Raw genomic sequence first — 16,669 nt, 5'->3', positions numbered from 1 at the left:
AAATCAAATGAAAAAAGTAAACAGAATTGAAGAAAAAAAACTTTCTTTGGAAAAATTTAGAATTGCAGAAATTAAAAACAAAAAAGTTATCGTAGGCGGCGGAGCTTCGCTGGCAGATGAAGATCCACCAATTACTTCACCAACGATAAGAGGATAATTTGTTTTTAAGTTATCCAGGCAATTAAATAATGTTACATTAATGAAATCAATAATACAGCTTATTTTTATATTTTGTTTCTCAATTACCGCCTTATCTCAAGATGTGATAGTAAAAGAGAAAGATAATAAACATTCGAATACTACAATTATGGATAATTTTCAATATCTAGAAAATTTACAGAATGATTCAGTACAAAAATGGTTTAAACAACATAATGATCGAGCTAGAAATTTATTGAATAACATTTCGGGTAGAAATGAATTCGTTGAAAAATTCATTGAATTTGAAAAACGAAAATCATTTAATGTAACATTATTAACAATTACAGAAAATAACTCTTTTTATTATTTAAAAAGAACCTCTGCAGACAAGTCTGACAAGCTTTATTTAAAAGAAAAAGGAAAAAATGAAGTTTTAATTTTTGATGCTGCAAACTATAAAAAAGAAACAGGAAACATTTACACCATTTCTTACCTTAAACCATCGTGGGATGAAACAAAAATTGCACTTAGTTTTACCAAAAATGGAGAAGAAATTGCTGAAATAGGTTTTCTTGATATTAATAGCAAAAAAATACTACCCTCAATTATTTTAAATTGCTGGCCTGCAGAATTAGGCGGAATTAACTGGCTGCCAGATAACAGTGGAATAATCTATGTTAACATACCTGTTATTGACACAAAATCACCCAATTATCTTTTAGATACTGAATCTGTTGCTTATAAAATTGGAGATGATTCATCAAAACATATTGTTTTATTCTCAAAAAAAAACAATCCCGATTTGCAGATTTCACGATCAGATTTCCCAATTATAAAAAAAATAAATTATAAGGATAAATATATTTTAGCTTCTCTGAGTGGGGCGGCAATATATTTAGACTATTATTATGCTGATATCAGCGAATTAAAAAATTCGAAAATAGATTGGAAATTACTCTATAAAAAAAGCGACGGATTATTAAATCCTGTAATTTTAAATGACGAATTGTATTGCATTTCTTCAAATAAAACTTCAAATTTTAAAATCATTAAAACCCAAATTTCTAATTTAAACCTTCAAAATCCTGAAATAATCGTAAAAGAAAATGTAAAAGAAACGATCGATGATTTTGTGGTAAATAATGACGGTCTCTTTTATACGACTAAAAAAAATGGCGTTGAAGCCAAGTTATATCACATAAAAAATAAAAAAATAAAACCTCTTAATTTACCTGCACAAGCGGGAAACATTTCCATATCTTCAAACAACAAATATGGCAGTGATCTATCAATAAACATAAGCGGGTGGCTGAACCCAAACAGAAGATTTTGCTATAACTTTGCTAAGAATCAGTTTATTGAGGACACTACCAATCCTATTGTTTCATATCCTGAATTTAAAGATTTTGTAGTAAAAGAAATTGAAATTCCTTCGCACGACGGTGTTTTAGTCCCTGTTAGTTTAATTTACAATAAGAAATTAAAACGTGATAAAGAAAATTACGTCATGATGGATGGTTATGGATCTTATGGAATTTCAAGAAGTCCGCGATTTCAGCCTATCATTCTGTCATGGGTCATGAATGGCGGCATTTATGTTATACCACATGTAAGAGGAGGAGGAGAAAAAGGAGACAGCTGGCATGAAAGTGGTTTTAAGAAAAACAAACCCAATACATGGAAAGATTTTATTGCTGCTGCAGAATATTTAATCGCTAATAATATAACTGCAAAAGATAAAATAGGTATGTTAAGTGGAAGTGCTGGCGGTATTCTTGTAGGCAGGGCAATGACAGAACGTCCTGATTTATTCAAAGTAATGATTTGTTATGATGGTTATCTTAATCCACTTAGAATTGACAAGGCTCCAAATGGCCCTAATAACATGAAGGAGTTAGGTGATCCAAGTATCAAAGAAGAACTCAATATATTGGCAGAAATTGATTCTTTTAATCACCTAAAACAAGGTGTAAACTATCCGGCCTGCCTTATTTCTGTAGGTATGAATGATGCCAGAGTTGCCCCTTGGATGTCAGCCAAATTTGTAGCTAAACTTGAAAGTATTAAATCGTCTACAAATGAAATCCTTTTTGCAGTAAATTATGATGCCGGACATGGGATAAATAGTTCAAATTTGCAATTGTATAATGATTTTGCAGATGAATTTGCTTTTGCTTTTTGGCAAATGGGGCATCCAAAATTTAAATTAACCAAAGACAACTATAAAGTTAGGGAGTAAGTATTTTATTTTTCTACATTTTTTGAGCTTAGAAATAGGTTCTGGAATACTTGTAGAAAATTTTAATATTGAAAAAAATACAAAAACCTTCAAAATCATTTCTGATTTTGAAGGTTTTTCACTTTATCTAAAACTCGTTTTACTTATACTCTTCTTCTTTCTGCGCATACCAATCTTTCATCACATAAAAAGCTTTCTTTTTAATTCCATTACTTGAAATTAAGCCTTTACGGTTAAAGAAATCCTGAATGTTTGTCAATTGCCTTCTTGGCGACCTAAAGTCTACCAAAATCCACGGAGACACTCCTGCTAAACCTTCAATTCGATTAAACATTTGTGTATTTTGAATATACAGCTCTTCCTGATATTCTTCGTTCCAGCGCTCTTTTTTGTCGCCGTGTAATCCTTGTAAAGCTTCGCCACCAAATTCACTGATGATAACCGGCTTATTATATGGTATTACCCACTGCATATCTTTACAGGTTTCATTCGTTCCCCTATACCAGCCTAAATATTGATTAAAACTCACAATATCTACATATTCATTCATATTATCCTGCAGCGTATTGATATTGTTCGAACTTTTGGTTACTTCCATCGCCATACTAATTAAACGAGAATTGTCCTGCGTACGGGCATATTTTGCCAGTTTGCTTAAGAAAAGATCTCTGTCGTCGCCATGAGGCGTTTCGTTTGCTATTGACCAAATTACGATTCCGCAGCGGTTTTTATCTCTGTAAATCATATCATGCAGCTGATGTTCAGCATTAGCGTATGTGTCAGGATTTGTCCATGAAATGGTCCAATATACCGGAACTTCAGACCAAATCATTAATCCCATTTTTTCAGCTTCTTTTACCATGTTTTCGTTATGCGGATAATGCGCTAAACGAACATAATTACACCCTAATTCTTTTGCCCAGGTTAATAGCGTAACAGCATCTTCCTGCGACCATGCTCTTCCAGATCTAAAAGGTGCTTCTTCATGAATACTAATCCCCCTTAAAAAGACTTTTTTCCCGTTTAACAGAATCTCTTTTCCTTTGGTTTCAATTGTTCTAAAACCAATTTTATCGTTTATATTTTCACCTGTTTTGGTTATGGCTACATCGTATAATTTTGGCTTTTCCGGAGTCCATAAAACCGGATTTGCTTTTATTTCGAAATAGGCAAAACCTTTAGTATCGGTTGTAATACTCTTTTTTATTTTTAATTCAGGAATGGAAACCGAAATTGATTGATTTCCAGTTTCAGTATTCAGCTTCACCCAGCCGGAAATTTTTTCTTTTTTGTCTAGCTGAACCAAATAATCTTCAACATATGTATTTGGAACCTGAGCCAAAGTAACATCTCTTGTAATTCCTCCGTAATTCCACCAATCCATATTTACCGTTGGAACATTATCTTTATGGCGTTTGTTATCTACTTTTACTACGACAAAGTTATTTCCCTCGACTAATAAATTAGTTACATCAAAATTAAAAGGTGTATAACCGCCAACATGAGTTCCTGCCAATTTTCCGTTTACATATACTTTTGCATCATAATTAACTGCTCCAAAATGAAGAATACCTTTGGTTTGTGCATCTTTTTTATAATTAAAGTCTTTCTGAAACCAAACTGTTCCTTCATAAAAGAACAATCTTTGATCTTTTGAATTCCAGTCAGTCGGAATATCCATCGTGGCTGAAGTCGCAAAATTATATTCGGTTAAATCTGTGGTATTGAATTTTTTATTTTCGAAAAATCCGTTGTCTTTTAAAGGCATTAAACGATAATCGTAATATCCGTTTTCAAGCGGATCTACAATATAACTCCATTTCCCATTTAGGTTGATGTTATTTCGAGATGAAATATTGGATAGTAACGGAATTTCCTGTGCCATCATTTTTCCAAAAATCAGAAAAGCAAAACACAGCATTATAATTTTTCTCATAGTTAAATTTATTTTATTTTTAATACAACATTCTATTTCTTATTAAAAAAACGAATTAACAATCAGCTGCATATCAAAAAATCATCCTTCATAACTAATTAATCCATTTGCCGTTCCTAAATTACAATAGGTTTATTTACCTTAAACTTAGAAAAAACATATCAAATACACTACAAAGTAAATCTAACGCAAAAAAAGAGCGTAGTTGATTTTTTCTTTTAAAGAGCATCTACTTGCACTTTATTGATGGGGTAAAAAAATAAAAACCTCTTAAATACAATAATTTAAGAGGCTTAACTTTTATAGTAATATATATGTTTACATCATCGTATTAATACGAATACTGGCTTTTATAAGTGCCAATGCAGATATTTTTGAAATATGAATATCTTTTGGCTGATGATGTGAATTCTGACTTACCAATTTTACAAACTCCTGCCCTTGTTCTGATTTCTGAACATATTTTACCGTAATATATTCTTCCCAGTCGTTTAATTTGACACTTAAAAGATACATTTCTCCAAAAAAGATATTATCAAATTCTGTTTCCTTATACAAAATTATATCTCCGGATTTTAATAACGGATACATACTATCTCCTGTAACAGAAATAGCTCCGTCACACTTAGGAAGATTTGGAATTTTTATCGTATCCAAAACTCTTTGTGGCTTTCCGCTGCTAAATAATTCCCTTAAACCTGCTACAGCTTCCAAATCATATAATGGTATTTCCTGACTCACATGCAGCGAATCGATTGTTTTTCGGTCATTATTCATAATTACAATATTAGTGTTGTCCTCTTTTATCATGGATCCGTTTCCTGTTAAAAGCCATTCTGAATTTATCTCTGGGTAGTAGTGTAAAATTTTACATGCTTTATCAGTTCCCATATTACTACTGTTATCTAAAAACTTATTAGAAAATCCTAAATCATTACAGAACTTATATTTAGTAATCCCTTTATAATCAAGGTATTCTCTTATTCTTTCAGTCGACCCCATAAAAAGATGTATTTTTTTACGTTAAAAATTTGTTTTGATGTATTATTTTACATTATATTTGCAAAGTAAAGAAAAATAAATATTAAAAACAAGCCAAACACATACAAATTTATGCGCCACAGAAATTACAACCAAAACAAAATGCACAAACAATATGTTGATTATAAAATAATTACAACACATTTAAGTTGCTGAAAAATAAAAAAAAGAAACACTACACTAAATCAGAATAAAACTACGAATGACTAGTAATATTAATCATTAAAATTTAAAAAAAACTTTACTCATCATTATCTAAATCATAAAAATGGAAACAAATCAAATCAAGGAAAAAATTCAGGAACTGGAAAATTGGCTGATTGAAAATCCAAACAGCCCCGAGAGAAACTTAATAGAATCTGACATCAAAAAATTACGAACCTTATTAAATAAAAATCATGAGTAGAAATCAAATCGAAACAAGAATTGCACAATTGTATCTGGCACTTCAATATTGTTCTGAAAGATCGAAATCTTTTACGCCCGGAGAAAGAATCTGCATTAATCAGGAACGTTTTCAATGGATGCATATTCTGGACGATGAAACCGCCTCTCCCCGTCCCGTTTCACAGGCAATTGAAAACAAGTTAAAAGAAGTATTAAAACTTGCTGATCACTATAATTTTAAACCTTATTACGGTGATCCATTTAAAGAAGAAATCTTATTGCATAACTAAATTATTATAAAACTAAAGCTAATTATTATGAACACTGCATTAACAAATACAATTAACCCATCTATGGACTTATCTCAATTTTCTGCACAGCAATTAAAAGAGGCCTTAAACCGAATTGAAAATAAAAAAAATGAAGAACGAGATGCTTATAAAAAGCTGGTAGCCGAAACTATTCCGAAAGCACTTTCGAGATTACATGAAACTTCTGAAATGATGCGAAATGCAAAAACAGAAACTTTTCAATTATTTGAAACTATTCTGGATTTAAAGAATCAGGTTTATGGTTTTAAAGAGAAACAAATGTCTCATACTTTTTCTAATGATAAAGAAGAAATCACGATTGGATATCGCATTAATGAAGGCTGGGACGATACAGTAACAATTGGAATCGAAAAAGTACAGAATTATATTTCGTCGCTTTCTACAAGTAAAGAAACAGCATCGTTAGTAAAAATTGTTTTCAATTTATTAAAAAAAGATGCTAAAGGAAATTTAAAAGGTTCGCGCGTTTTAGAACTTCAAAAATTAACGAAAGAATTTAATAATGAAGAATTTACAGATGGTGTTGAAATTATTGCTTCTTCTTTTAAACCTATCCGCTCAAGCTGGTTTATTGAGGCAAACAGAATTGATGAAAATGGTGTAAAAACTAATATCCCATTGTCAATGTCGTCTGTAGATTTTTTACAGGGTTATGCTTTTAATTTCTTTAACCAGCAAAACGAACAAAGTCATGCAGCCTAATAATGATATTTACGCGTCGGCTCTTTTAGCCCTTCTGCTTATTGCAACCAATTTAAAACCAATTCTTTTATTCCGTGAATGGTTTTATTTCAGAATCAAAATAATTTTTAAACAATACTTAAATGAGCGTAAAAATAAAGCCAATTACTGACCACGAAAGTTACAAGGTTAATGAACATACCATTTTTAAAGACGGACTAGGAAACTGGAACTGTAAAAATGATTTATCGAATAAAGAACGTCAGGCTTTTAATCAATATGAAAGCATCGTAATTAAAAATCCGAGATTTAAAAAACACACAACTGCCACCTACAAAGGCTGAATAAATCCCTCAAAATCTACTTTATAAAAACTTAAGTAAACATAAAAAAATGGTTCCTGTTTTTCGCTTCTTTCTGAAGGAAAACAGGAACCGAAGATGGGCGGTTTTTACCCAAAAAAGCAGCCAAAAACCATTCTTTCTGTAGAGTTCCCAGTCTTTAGAGCTGCGGAACGAGATCATGATAGGAAGAGTACAGACCTCAATTGTTAAAAAATATTCTTTAACAAATAGCACCTCAGAACGAGGTTCAAAAAAATGGCATTTGAAGTAGAAAAACCATTACTTAAAAAGATTAAATGGTTTGGCTGCTGTAAATCTTTATGTCGTTATATCGTATTCAAATAATTCTTAATCATGATTAAATCTTCATTTTAATAATTCTTCTCTTTTCAAAAAATCTTTCTTCATTTTCTATCACTCTATAAATATCATTATCATGCCTATATCCTCAAACAGAAGCCTCGGAATTCAAAAAAATAAATTATTACGCTACAAACTTGTTAAAGAACTGTATCAAAAACACAAGACAGAAGATATTCCTACTACGGTAGTATGGCGTAAATATGTATATCCTGTTTATCCCATTTCAAGAACTACTTTGTATGAAATACTTTGCACACCTATTACTTCAGAATTGAAAAAAATTGAAGAACTTATGAGCAATCAGGAAAAGTCTTCTTAATCCTTATAAAAGAAAAGCGAATCTTTTCAGCACTTAAAAACATTGTTTTTATGGTACAAAGATGAGCCATTTACTCTCGTGAAAATGAGCTTTGTTCGCTTTCTGTACAACTATGTAAAGCCCTAGAATACTAATGTTCACACACCTTGCATTCGTTTTTTTTAGGGCTTTTTTTACCCAATCTTTGCAATCACAAAAGGGAAGAACGGCAGGAATCTAACTGCCAAAATCTAAGATTCGCTTCTTCCAAAAAAACAACATGCTGCTGTTGTTTTCCCAAATCACATTTATTAAATATTCAACATTAATACATTCAATGGAACAGTTTCTATACCCATCTCTTACGGCATTTTTTGCCGCTTTTATAACCTGGTTTTTCTCTATGCGAAAATCATTAGCAGAAGACCGCGCCGCCGAACTTGACAACGCAGTAAGCGCCGTAAAATATTATCGTGATCTTCTTGATGACATTACCGCTCGCCTAACCGCCGCCACAGATACCATAAAAAAAATGGAAGTACAGCACAAAGAACTTATGCTTATTAACCAACAGCTGGTTGATGAGTTACAAAAATTTAAACAGCTTAACGGAAAAAATTCATGACACTAACCCAAAAAACCTTAGAAATCGCCACGGCACAAATTGGTGTCGAAGAAATTCCCAGAAACAGCAACTCCGGACCCGAAGTTGAAATTTATTTAAGAAGCGTTGGTCTATCAAAAGGATATGCCTGGTGTATGGCTTTTGTTTACTGGTGTACACAAAAAGCAGCGCTGCAGATTAATGCTAAAAATCCTTTAAAGAAAACTGCCGGAGTTCTGGATCAATATAATTCGAGACCGCTTTTGGTAAAAAAAACACCTCAGCCCGGAGATGTTTTCATTATGGATTTTAATAATGGCGCTGGCCATACGGGTTTCGTTGAAAAAGTGACTGGAAACACTATTTACACCATTGAAGGAAACACAAATGACGCCGGAGGCCGTGAAGGTTACAAAGTAGCCAGAAGAAAACGTGATATAAAAAGCGTAAAAGGCTTTTTACGTCTGCAAAACTAAATTTATAAACCAATTTTAATTATGACTAAAAAACTAAAATGCTTTGTTTTTTCGCTTTTGATTATTCTGATCGTGATTTCATGCCGAAGTCCGAAACCCATTGAAAACGAAAATAAAGTTCAAACTATTACTATTACAGAAACGCTGCACGATACTGTTTTTAAAATTGCCAAAGACAGCAGTTCTTACAATGCATTACTTGATTGTATTAACGGAAAAGTAGTTCTTAAAAATGTTATTCAGGCCGAACCAGGGCGTACATTAAAAAGCCCAAGGGTTCGACTTGATAACAATAAACTCAGCGTTGACTGCGACTTAAAAGAACAGGAACTCTATGCTTTCTGGAAATCGAAACAGGTAAAAGATGTTCAGGAAAAAACGATTACAATTACCAAGTTTGTCAATTACTTAACTTTTTGGCAAAAGGTTCAAATTTGGCTGGGCAGAATACTTCTTATTGCCCTGGTTTTTATACTTCTAAGATTCGTCTACAAAATCTATAAACCATTAATGGTTTAAAATTAACTTTTAAATAATTCATTTAAATATGTCTTCACAGTCTCATTTTTTCGTGGAGTCAGGAGGCTTTACGCAAAGCCGCGAGCAAGCTTTTGGTCCTCAATCGAGTACCGAGTTTAACCTGACCTCCAAATTTTCATTAGCTTCTCCCAAAAAGGCTTATGCAATCTGCAAAGGAGTTGTTTTAGTGCAGCCTCAAACAGGCAGTCCTGATAAAGTAAATCTTATTCTTCGTCCTTACAAACAGCCATTTCCTGGGTTAAATATTAAATATTTCATTTATAGAGGACTGCAAAGAAGTGATTTTTTTACAGCGGGTTCTAATCCTAGAATAATTCAGCAAACAGGACAAACGTCTGATTTTATCAATAAGATTAATATTGATTTTGATGCTTTTCACGATAATCGTAAAGATGCTCAAAACAACCCTATTCAAAAACCAGATTTTGCTGCTAAATACATTGGTTATAAAGACAATCCAACTGAGGAAGAGGAAGCAACAGAATTAGCAATTCCACTTTCTAGTTTCTTTTTTAAAGAGTCTGAATTTGTTGAAGCGAATAATACTTTCGACGAAACAGACGATTTCGAACTTCCTATGATTGATATAGGAAAATCGTTGGGAAAATTTGCTCAGGGAGAATGCGGAATTGATGTTGTTCTAAATTACGGCGATTACAAACATAATTTTAATAATGGCGAGTTTGATTTTAATTTAAAATATGCTCGTAAAGCATTTGCTTCAATTTTGGTTACAGGCGATACTCCTTATAAACAAAAATTAGAGAGGGAGCAAAGTGTTCAATTTATTGATATTGCTGCTTTTTATGGTTTGTTTGTTCCAGAATATGCTGTAGATATTGTCAGTGCAGGAACTAAAACAACAAAAAAAGGCGCTGAGATTTTCAATAGTGTTATCAATAATTTTTTCACTAAAAACTATTGGTATGTCTATATTCAGAGTGATCGTACGCGCAGTTATGATTTTTACGGAAACTACAAAATTGGCGATGGTCCAGAAAATCTTAAAACAGGTTTATTAGCGAATTCAGAAGGAATTGTCCCAATGACAGCCATAACTTATGGCACGGATGGCTGGCCAGTTTTAATTGATAAACAAGAGCAAGCAAATACAGTTACAACAAATAACCTTTATCTACAATTTGCAACCGATAACAATAACAATACTGCTTTTTACGGACAGATTGCCAAAGTTGCCAATGCACAAAAAGATAATTTCATTAATGCAGACGGTTTACAATTACCTCCTGATGAAGAAGGAAATTATACAGATTTAACGGCTAAAATTCAGCTTACAACTCCAGCCGTTCAGGGTAAAAATATTGCCGCACTTAGTATTTTGCTCTATCAGGGAAAAGTCAATACTTATAAAGCTGGAGAAGTATTAGATGAAAATGGAGATCCAGTAGTTGTAAACGGACAAGCTAACTTTTTTGATGATGTGTTTAGTTTAATTAAAGCAGAACCTTTATTAAAATTAAACGGCGATGACAGTTATTCGAGAATGACTTCTGAAAAACTAAATCTTATCAATGAGTTTTACGATAAAAAACAGCAGGGAATTTCTATTGTACAAACTCTCACAGTAAATGATGTTATTGAAACCGGAATTGAAGAATCACCTACAGTTGCTCGTGTAACTTATCTAACAGAAGCAGGTGATGTTATGAACAATGCTGTTTCTGCAACCGGAAGCACAACGCCAGATACAAAAACAACAGCTTCTGCAAGCGGCGCGGTCACAAAAAGTAAAACGTATCAATTACCAGATCCTTATTACTATAATTTGAAATTGTTTACAGACAGTACTGAAACGATTACCGGGCTGGAATTAAAAACGCTGGATGGCTCTACACCTAATAAAATTATTCTGGGATTAACGAAAGATGAAAATGATGCTATAAAAGCATTAATTACTGATGACACAAAAAATCCTCGTTTGTTTTTGATTGATTTATTTGAGGATGGAAATGAATTGATCTCACCTGAAAATATTATATATCAGAAATACAAAGTTGCGATTGTAGCTGAAAACACAAATGGTGAAACAGAATTATCTGAACCAGAAAGTGTTGTTTTTGTTTACTCCCTTGATCGAAAATATCATTTTAGTGAAAAATATAGTGAGTATGTAAAAGAAGACTTAAAAAAAGAATTAATGTTAGATTTAGATTTATCTGTATAATGGAACAAGCAGCAATATTAAAATCAGGAGAAGTTATTAAATTAACTGGTTTACTTAACCCAAAATATAGTATATATGGCTTTTTAAATTCGTTTGAAGCTAATGTTAATGGAGTTACGAAAAAATTTAGAGAAACGGTAAAGGAAGATTTCAGGGATGTAGATCTTGTTGGACAAGTAGATAAAGATGTTGTAGGCGGTTTTTATGAAGAAGATTTTTTTCTAGAATATCTTATCGATAAAAATAAACTCTATGAACTAAAACATCATAAGTACCCTTTTAAACCAGCATCTGTTGAAGATGAAATAATTGTTAAAAAACTAAAAGTGGTAGCCCCGTATACTGATTTCTGTAAAATTGAAACATATAAATGGCCACATCAACCTAATATACAAATTGTTGATTATGGAACTTGGCAGATTAAAATTCCAACTGGAGTTTTTCCGGATCCTATAGAAGGGGTAAACGTTCAATTGAATAATACCGCCATGCAATTTTACAATCATAAGATTGGATTATTTGTCACGCCACTTACCGATGTAGATGATAAACAGGCAAAAGCGTTTTTGATCGCAAAGATTGCTATTCAAATCAACTCAATAGAAAATATATTTAATTCTATTGAATTAGGAACAAGTAGTGATTTTGGTCAATATATAAACAGTCAAAAATCTGAATGGAGTAATCAGCCAATATTTGTAAGTCCAACTGTTAAAGTTTTGGAAGATTATATGAGAAATTTAACTAGTTTCTATGAAGGCTTTTATGCAAATCAAATTTCTATCAAAAAAGCTCCTAAAAAAGAGCAATTTTACTGGTTAGCAAGATGTCTCTCTGCCGAAGCTTTAGCAACTGTACCTATGAATGACAAAGTTGATTTATTAGAAAATATAAGTGATTATAGTCATCGATTAACTGAAAATAATAATGGAGAGCAGTTAGCTATAAAGATTATCGAATCTTTCACTTTTTCTTCTGTACCTGCTGGAGATAGAAATGATTTACTAGATAGACTTATGAAAATTCAAGTATATCAGGTTGCTAATGTTTATAATCAAACTAATACTGTCGATACACAGCAAACCCTTTTTGAAATATTATATTCAAAAATTGATGACAACAGATCTGGTAGATATTATAACATTTTTAATACTAATGATAATAGAAAAAAATTCGTACTAACATTATATAAAATTTGGAAATCTTCTAAATACAATCCAAAATATGCTGATCCATCATATACTTTAGGAGCAAACGCTTTTGGCCTATTCCCAGAATCATATTATATGAAATTAATTATTGATTCAGGAAGTTCAATAGAAAAAACAAAATATTATAACAGCGAGAATTCTCCAGCAGTATTACTTTATCAATCATTTGGAGAATTAAACGATGCTTTTCTCAGTTCAACAAATATAGAATACGAAATTGAAGGTATAAAAGGGAGAAAAATTACTATACTTGAAAAAGGAGAAACAACGATAACAACAAATTCCCCTAAGGATAACAATCAGCATAAAATGCCATATTCGTATGTATATGGAGTATATGATTTATTTCAACCTATTTCAATTATTGGGTTTAAACCAGATTTAGATTTAATTGAATTTAGAAATCCTAAAAATGACATCAATATAGATGACCCTACATCTCGAATTCCTGTATTTTTCTTATATTATATGCAAGATTACAGCGATCTAAAAAAAATTGATTTTGCTGCAATGACTGCTGTTGAAGTTGCCTTAAATTTAACAGGAGTTGGTGAATTATCAAGTCTAAAATACTTGAATTATTTATCAAAAACAAGGGCTGTTTGGACTGGTGCAGCCACTGCATCAGAAACTGTATTATTTTGGGAAGCAGTTTCTGGAGTAAACGGTTTGATACAATTTACTGCGGGAAATGCACTTGCAATTAGTTCATATATAGGAAATACAAATCCTGATCCTGATATACAAAAATTTACACAAAGGCTGAATACTTTTCTTGGAATTTTGACAATTAGCTCACTGGTTTCAAATCCATTTATCAAAAAAAGACTTTATGGTGCAGCAGCAGACGTTTTAACACAAGAAAGGAAATTAATCACATTAGGAAAACCTCATGGTTTAGATATTGACACTATGAATGCTATCAGAGGAATCTATGATATAGATTCTTTAATAGATTTAATGCATTTAAAGTTAAACAATCTTCCAGATTATGCACGCGAAACAATCATAACTAAATTTAACGGTTTTGCCAAAGATGAACAATTTGCATTTTTTAACTATTTTTACAATGTTCAAGAAGAAGGAAAATGGATAAAAATGGATTTCAAGCATTCTCGTATTGTTAATGGGGAAACTCAATTTTACACTTGGGTAGATGTATGGCAGAATGAAATTCAATTTTTGAAAAACCATAGGACATATGAGTTTTTAGAAAGCTTTCATATAATAAGAAATGATTCTAATCTCTTACAACATATTCATGAAGGGCATTTTGAAATAAAACTTAGAGGAGGTAATGCAGTTATTGGTGAACCTAAAATTACCGGGTCTCATAATCTGACTGCAATGAGAGACACTCCTGTTACAGTTTCTAATCCATTACAAAAGGGAGAAATTTATTGGGTCAATCCTCCCCCTAAATATAATAATCCTAATAATGTTTTAAACTCTTATCAACAAGGTAAAATTCAAAGAAACATGTCAGATTTAATAGATCCACATACTGGCCAATATTTTGTTAAAGGAAGTGGAAGTAGTATTGCAACTAAAAAAGGAGAAAATGTATATTTCCCTTCCAGTTATTCAACAGCACGAATAAATGAAGAAATGAGTTATGCACTTTCAAAAATTGATAGATTAAAACCTAGCAAAGTGGAACAAAATTCCCTAGGTCAGTATTCATTCACTTATTTCTCAAAAGCAACTGATAATCATACACTAGAACTCGTGTATTTAAGTAATAATTCAAATCCCTTGTTAGGAAAATTACAAAGTATATATCCTCAAACCTTTTAAACTTAAAAAAAATATGAATAAATTAATCTTAAAAAATTACGGAATCAAATTTTATAAACAAATCGATGGAGAGATTAAAATAACATGTAATTCATTAAATTTAGCAATCTACTTAACTAGATTCATAAAGCAAAAAAAAATGTTACAAGACTTAATCATAACTTTAGATTTAGCTTTAAACGGAAATTTAATTTCCTCTGAAGATAAAGAATGGAGTGTAGAACTAGGACTGCAACAATATACTGGAATAATTAAAAGTAATATGACTTTTGACTTATTTCTAGAAGATCATTATGATCAGACTTTAGAGAATTTTCCTCTTACTGATATTAAAGAAATTTTAGAATCATTGTTAAGTTTTATAAACTAATCCCTTGCTAGTGCGAGTGTCCCGCTCGTGAACACAAAGTATAATAGCTCAGAGACAAAAAAGTCTTTGAGCTATCTTAAAAACATCATTCTCCTTCCCAGAAAATGATAATCTAACAAACCCCAAAAAATCACATTTTAAAAAACCCAATCCGGAACTTAAAACTAAGTTCCCTAACCCCTTATTGGCTTTTCTGAAAGCCAATAATTACCCAAATATTTTACAGATTCTGTAAAATAAATTTATTGTGACGCCACTAACACAATTTTTAAAACAATCCATTTTGGTTGAAAATATGCTAAAAGAAGGCAAAAAACATCCTCTCTAAAAGCAAAAATCAACCAGAATAAATTACGGTAACCCCCATAAGCCTTAATAAACGCCTATAAATTTAAAAACCCCGTAATAATTAATTAAAAATGAGTACAAATCACAACAGAATCAAAGTGGCAGATTTAGAAACAAATAAGTCTAACAAAATTTTAATAACCAACGAAAAAGGTGAACTAGAGTTTAATGATGTAAATAATCTTCAAACCGAAAAATACAACGCACTTGACTGCACAACCGAAGGAAAAGCTTTAGATGCCAGACAAGGAAAAGTATTAAAAGATATGATTGATAATGTCAACATATCTCCGCCTTCTTTAGTGAATGATCTTACAACTGGTGGAACAACGAAAGCTTTGACTGCTGAAATGGGAAAAACTTTAGAAAATACAAAGCTTACGGCGTCACTAGCAACAGATGCAGAAACGCAAATAGCATCAACTGTAACTGAAGATAAAAAAGTAATCAGCCGATTGAAATTATTCAACTGGTGGACGTGGGTTAAGTCTCAGGCTCAAACTATTTCCGGAGCTTGGAATTTTACTAATAAAGTTACATTGGCATCTGGTACTATAAATTACCCTCCTTTAATTTTACCTACTGGTACTTTTACAAATACAGCACAAAATGGGGCTATTGAACGTGACAGTTCTGGAAAACTCTGGACAACAAGAAGCGGAGTAAGATATATGCTTACTGAAGATGACGGAAGTTACATTAAAATCATATTGAATGGTGGACAAAAGACTTTAGACACTCCATCACCTTATATTACAACAAACACAGTAACTGACACACTATTGGGCACATTCAATGCTGGTAGTTTGTCTAATAGTATTTTGGCAAAATTATCAATGATGGGAAGCGCTGGTGACGTAGTTGCAGGCGGCGGAACTATAGCGCCAACAGTAAACAAATTTCAAATTGTTATAAAATTCACTAATGCTCTTCTGTCTTCTTCGTATTGGGGTCCAGGCACAATAAGCGAATTAGTTTTGATAGATAATCTTAATGTAACAGGAACTACTGCAATGCTTACTGGTACTTATGCCCCATGGGATTCAAATGTTGGTTTGTTTAACGGTATATATGTATGGGATAGTGCAAATCCGGCAAGTCCAAAAAACTTAAATGGAGTATCTGCGCAAATTTTTTGTAGAAGACGCACTGAGTTTGCTGATTCTACAAATGCAAATGGAAAAAATCAAGCAATAAGAGTTTATACATCAATAACCTCAACTTTAATAGAGAGAATAAGAATGTAAATTTACCACCCTCTTTCTACAAAACTTAACCTATCTATATCCACTTCCTTTACAACTCTGTAAAGCCCCAGAACATCAATGTTCAACCACTAAGCAGCTGTTTTTTAAACCTCTTTTTTAGGCTGATCT

The 16,669-nt window shown here is 32.0% G+C and carries 16 protein-coding genes; 14 read left to right on the top strand and 2 right to left on the bottom strand.

Translation table 11 applies throughout. The features are described 5' to 3' along the window. Positions 1–7: 7 nt before the first annotated feature. Positions 8–157, top strand: a complete 150-nt coding sequence (locus tag BUE10_RS24035; protein ID WP_159439065.1) for a hypothetical protein — start codon at positions 8–10, stop codon at positions 155–157. 42 nt (positions 158–199) lie between these two features. Continuing rightward, entirely contained in the window at positions 200–2,380 is a 2,181-nt protein-coding gene (locus tag BUE10_RS17325) for a prolyl oligopeptidase family serine peptidase (RefSeq protein ID WP_073487108.1), read from the top strand. Positions 2,381–2,519: 139 nt separating this feature from the next. Here BUE10_RS17325 and BUE10_RS17320 read toward each other — a convergent pair whose 3' ends face one another. Further along, positions 2,520–4,316 carry a glycoside hydrolase family 2 protein gene (locus BUE10_RS17320; RefSeq protein WP_083598143.1) on the bottom strand — a complete coding sequence of 599 codons (1,797 nt, stop codon included), beginning with the start codon at positions 4,314–4,316 and terminating at the stop codon, positions 2,520–2,522. A gap of 318 nt (positions 4,317–4,634) precedes the next feature. Continuing rightward, a complete protein-coding gene (locus BUE10_RS17315; RefSeq protein WP_053471133.1) occupies positions 4,635–5,318 on the bottom strand; it encodes a S24 family peptidase in 684 nt (227 codons plus the stop codon). A gap of 307 nt (positions 5,319–5,625) precedes the next feature. Between BUE10_RS17315 and BUE10_RS24030 the strand changes: the two genes are divergently transcribed. From BUE10_RS24030 to BUE10_RS17260, 12 genes are all read left to right on the top strand, one after another. Continuing rightward, positions 5,626–5,763, top strand: coding sequence for a hypothetical protein (locus tag BUE10_RS24030; RefSeq protein WP_157849152.1), 138 nt, complete (start codon positions 5,626–5,628; stop codon positions 5,761–5,763). Then, entirely contained in the window at positions 5,756–6,034 is a 279-nt protein-coding gene (locus tag BUE10_RS17310; RefSeq protein ID WP_073487105.1) for a hypothetical protein, read from the top strand. Before BUE10_RS24030 ends, BUE10_RS17310 begins: the two co-directional genes overlap by 8 nt. Before the next feature lie 27 nt (positions 6,035–6,061). Next, positions 6,062–6,778, top strand: a complete 717-nt coding sequence (locus BUE10_RS17305) for a DUF3164 family protein (protein WP_083598141.1) — start codon at positions 6,062–6,064, stop codon at positions 6,776–6,778. Between the two features lie 122 nt (positions 6,779–6,900). Next, positions 6,901–7,101, top strand: a complete 201-nt coding sequence (locus BUE10_RS17300; RefSeq protein ID WP_053471136.1) for a hypothetical protein — start codon at positions 6,901–6,903, stop codon at positions 7,099–7,101. A gap of 436 nt (positions 7,102–7,537) precedes the next feature. After that, positions 7,538–7,783, top strand: coding sequence for a hypothetical protein (locus BUE10_RS17295; protein WP_053471137.1), 246 nt, complete (start codon positions 7,538–7,540; stop codon positions 7,781–7,783). Positions 7,784–8,099: 316 nt separating this feature from the next. Then, positions 8,100–8,387: a methyl-accepting chemotaxis protein gene (locus tag BUE10_RS23905; protein WP_091290755.1), complete on the top strand. Its 288-nt coding sequence runs from the start codon at positions 8,100–8,102 to the stop codon at positions 8,385–8,387. After that, a complete protein-coding gene (locus BUE10_RS17285) occupies positions 8,384–8,842 on the top strand; it encodes a CHAP domain-containing protein (protein ID WP_073487103.1) in 459 nt (152 codons plus the stop codon). Before BUE10_RS23905 ends, BUE10_RS17285 begins: the two co-directional genes overlap by 4 nt. 21 nt (positions 8,843–8,863) lie before the next feature. Continuing rightward, the gene (locus BUE10_RS17280; protein WP_073487101.1) at positions 8,864–9,361 is read left to right on the top strand and encodes a hypothetical protein; all 498 of its coding nucleotides are present in this window, start codon (positions 8,864–8,866) and stop codon (positions 9,359–9,361) included. 28 nt (positions 9,362–9,389) lie between these two features. Then, entirely contained in the window at positions 9,390–11,567 is a 2,178-nt protein-coding gene (locus BUE10_RS17275; protein WP_073487099.1) for a hypothetical protein, read from the top strand. After that, positions 11,567–14,575, top strand: coding sequence for a hypothetical protein (locus BUE10_RS17270; RefSeq protein ID WP_073487098.1), 3,009 nt, complete (start codon positions 11,567–11,569; stop codon positions 14,573–14,575). The genes BUE10_RS17275 and BUE10_RS17270 overlap by 1 nt, the downstream gene beginning before the upstream one ends. 139 nt (positions 14,576–14,714) lie before the next feature. Then, entirely contained in the window at positions 14,715–14,945 is a 231-nt protein-coding gene (locus BUE10_RS23900) for a hypothetical protein (protein WP_143187740.1), read from the top strand. Positions 14,946–15,364: 419 nt separating this feature from the next. After that, complete coding sequence (locus tag BUE10_RS17260; RefSeq protein ID WP_073487094.1) at positions 15,365–16,540, top strand: hypothetical protein; 1,176 nt, start codon at positions 15,365–15,367, stop codon at positions 16,538–16,540. Positions 16,541–16,669: the final 129 nt, after the last annotated feature.

Origin of the sequence: Flavobacterium sp. CF108 (assembly GCF_900129795.1) — a bacterium.
Lineage (GTDB): Bacteria > Bacteroidota > Bacteroidia > Flavobacteriales > Flavobacteriaceae > Flavobacterium.
Note: the sequence above shows the minus strand (reverse complement) of the source record. Positions and strands in the feature narration are given on the sequence as shown.

Bases quoted from the DNA above. Each gene is read 5' to 3' on its own strand.
- BUE10_RS24035 (WP_159439065.1), top strand. From the start codon at position 8: ATGAAAAAAGTAAACAGAATTGAAGAAAAAAAACTTTCTTTGGAAAAA.
- BUE10_RS17325 (WP_073487108.1), top strand. From the start codon at position 200: ATGAAATCAATAATACAGCTTATTTTTATATTTTGTTTCTCAATTACC.
- BUE10_RS17320 (WP_083598143.1), bottom strand. From the start codon at position 4,316: ATGAGAAAAATTATAATGCTGTGTTTTGCTTTTCTGATTTTTGGAAAA.
- BUE10_RS17315 (WP_053471133.1), bottom strand. From the start codon at position 5,318: ATGGGGTCGACTGAAAGAATAAGAGAATACCTTGATTATAAAGGGATT.
- BUE10_RS24030 (WP_157849152.1), top strand. From the start codon at position 5,626: ATGGAAACAAATCAAATCAAGGAAAAAATTCAGGAACTGGAAAATTGG.
- BUE10_RS17310 (WP_073487105.1), top strand. From the start codon at position 5,756: ATGAGTAGAAATCAAATCGAAACAAGAATTGCACAATTGTATCTGGCA.
- BUE10_RS17305 (WP_083598141.1), top strand. From the start codon at position 6,062: ATGAACACTGCATTAACAAATACAATTAACCCATCTATGGACTTATCT.
- BUE10_RS17300 (WP_053471136.1), top strand. From the start codon at position 6,901: ATGAGCGTAAAAATAAAGCCAATTACTGACCACGAAAGTTACAAGGTT.
- BUE10_RS17295 (WP_053471137.1), top strand. From the start codon at position 7,538: ATGCCTATATCCTCAAACAGAAGCCTCGGAATTCAAAAAAATAAATTA.
- BUE10_RS23905 (WP_091290755.1), top strand. From the start codon at position 8,100: ATGGAACAGTTTCTATACCCATCTCTTACGGCATTTTTTGCCGCTTTT.
- BUE10_RS17285 (WP_073487103.1), top strand. From the start codon at position 8,384: ATGACACTAACCCAAAAAACCTTAGAAATCGCCACGGCACAAATTGGT.
- BUE10_RS17280 (WP_073487101.1), top strand. From the start codon at position 8,864: ATGACTAAAAAACTAAAATGCTTTGTTTTTTCGCTTTTGATTATTCTG.
- BUE10_RS17275 (WP_073487099.1), top strand. From the start codon at position 9,390: ATGTCTTCACAGTCTCATTTTTTCGTGGAGTCAGGAGGCTTTACGCAA.
- BUE10_RS17270 (WP_073487098.1), top strand. From the start codon at position 11,567: ATGGAACAAGCAGCAATATTAAAATCAGGAGAAGTTATTAAATTAACT.
- BUE10_RS23900 (WP_143187740.1), top strand. From the start codon at position 14,715: ATGTTACAAGACTTAATCATAACTTTAGATTTAGCTTTAAACGGAAAT.
- BUE10_RS17260 (WP_073487094.1), top strand. From the start codon at position 15,365: ATGAGTACAAATCACAACAGAATCAAAGTGGCAGATTTAGAAACAAAT.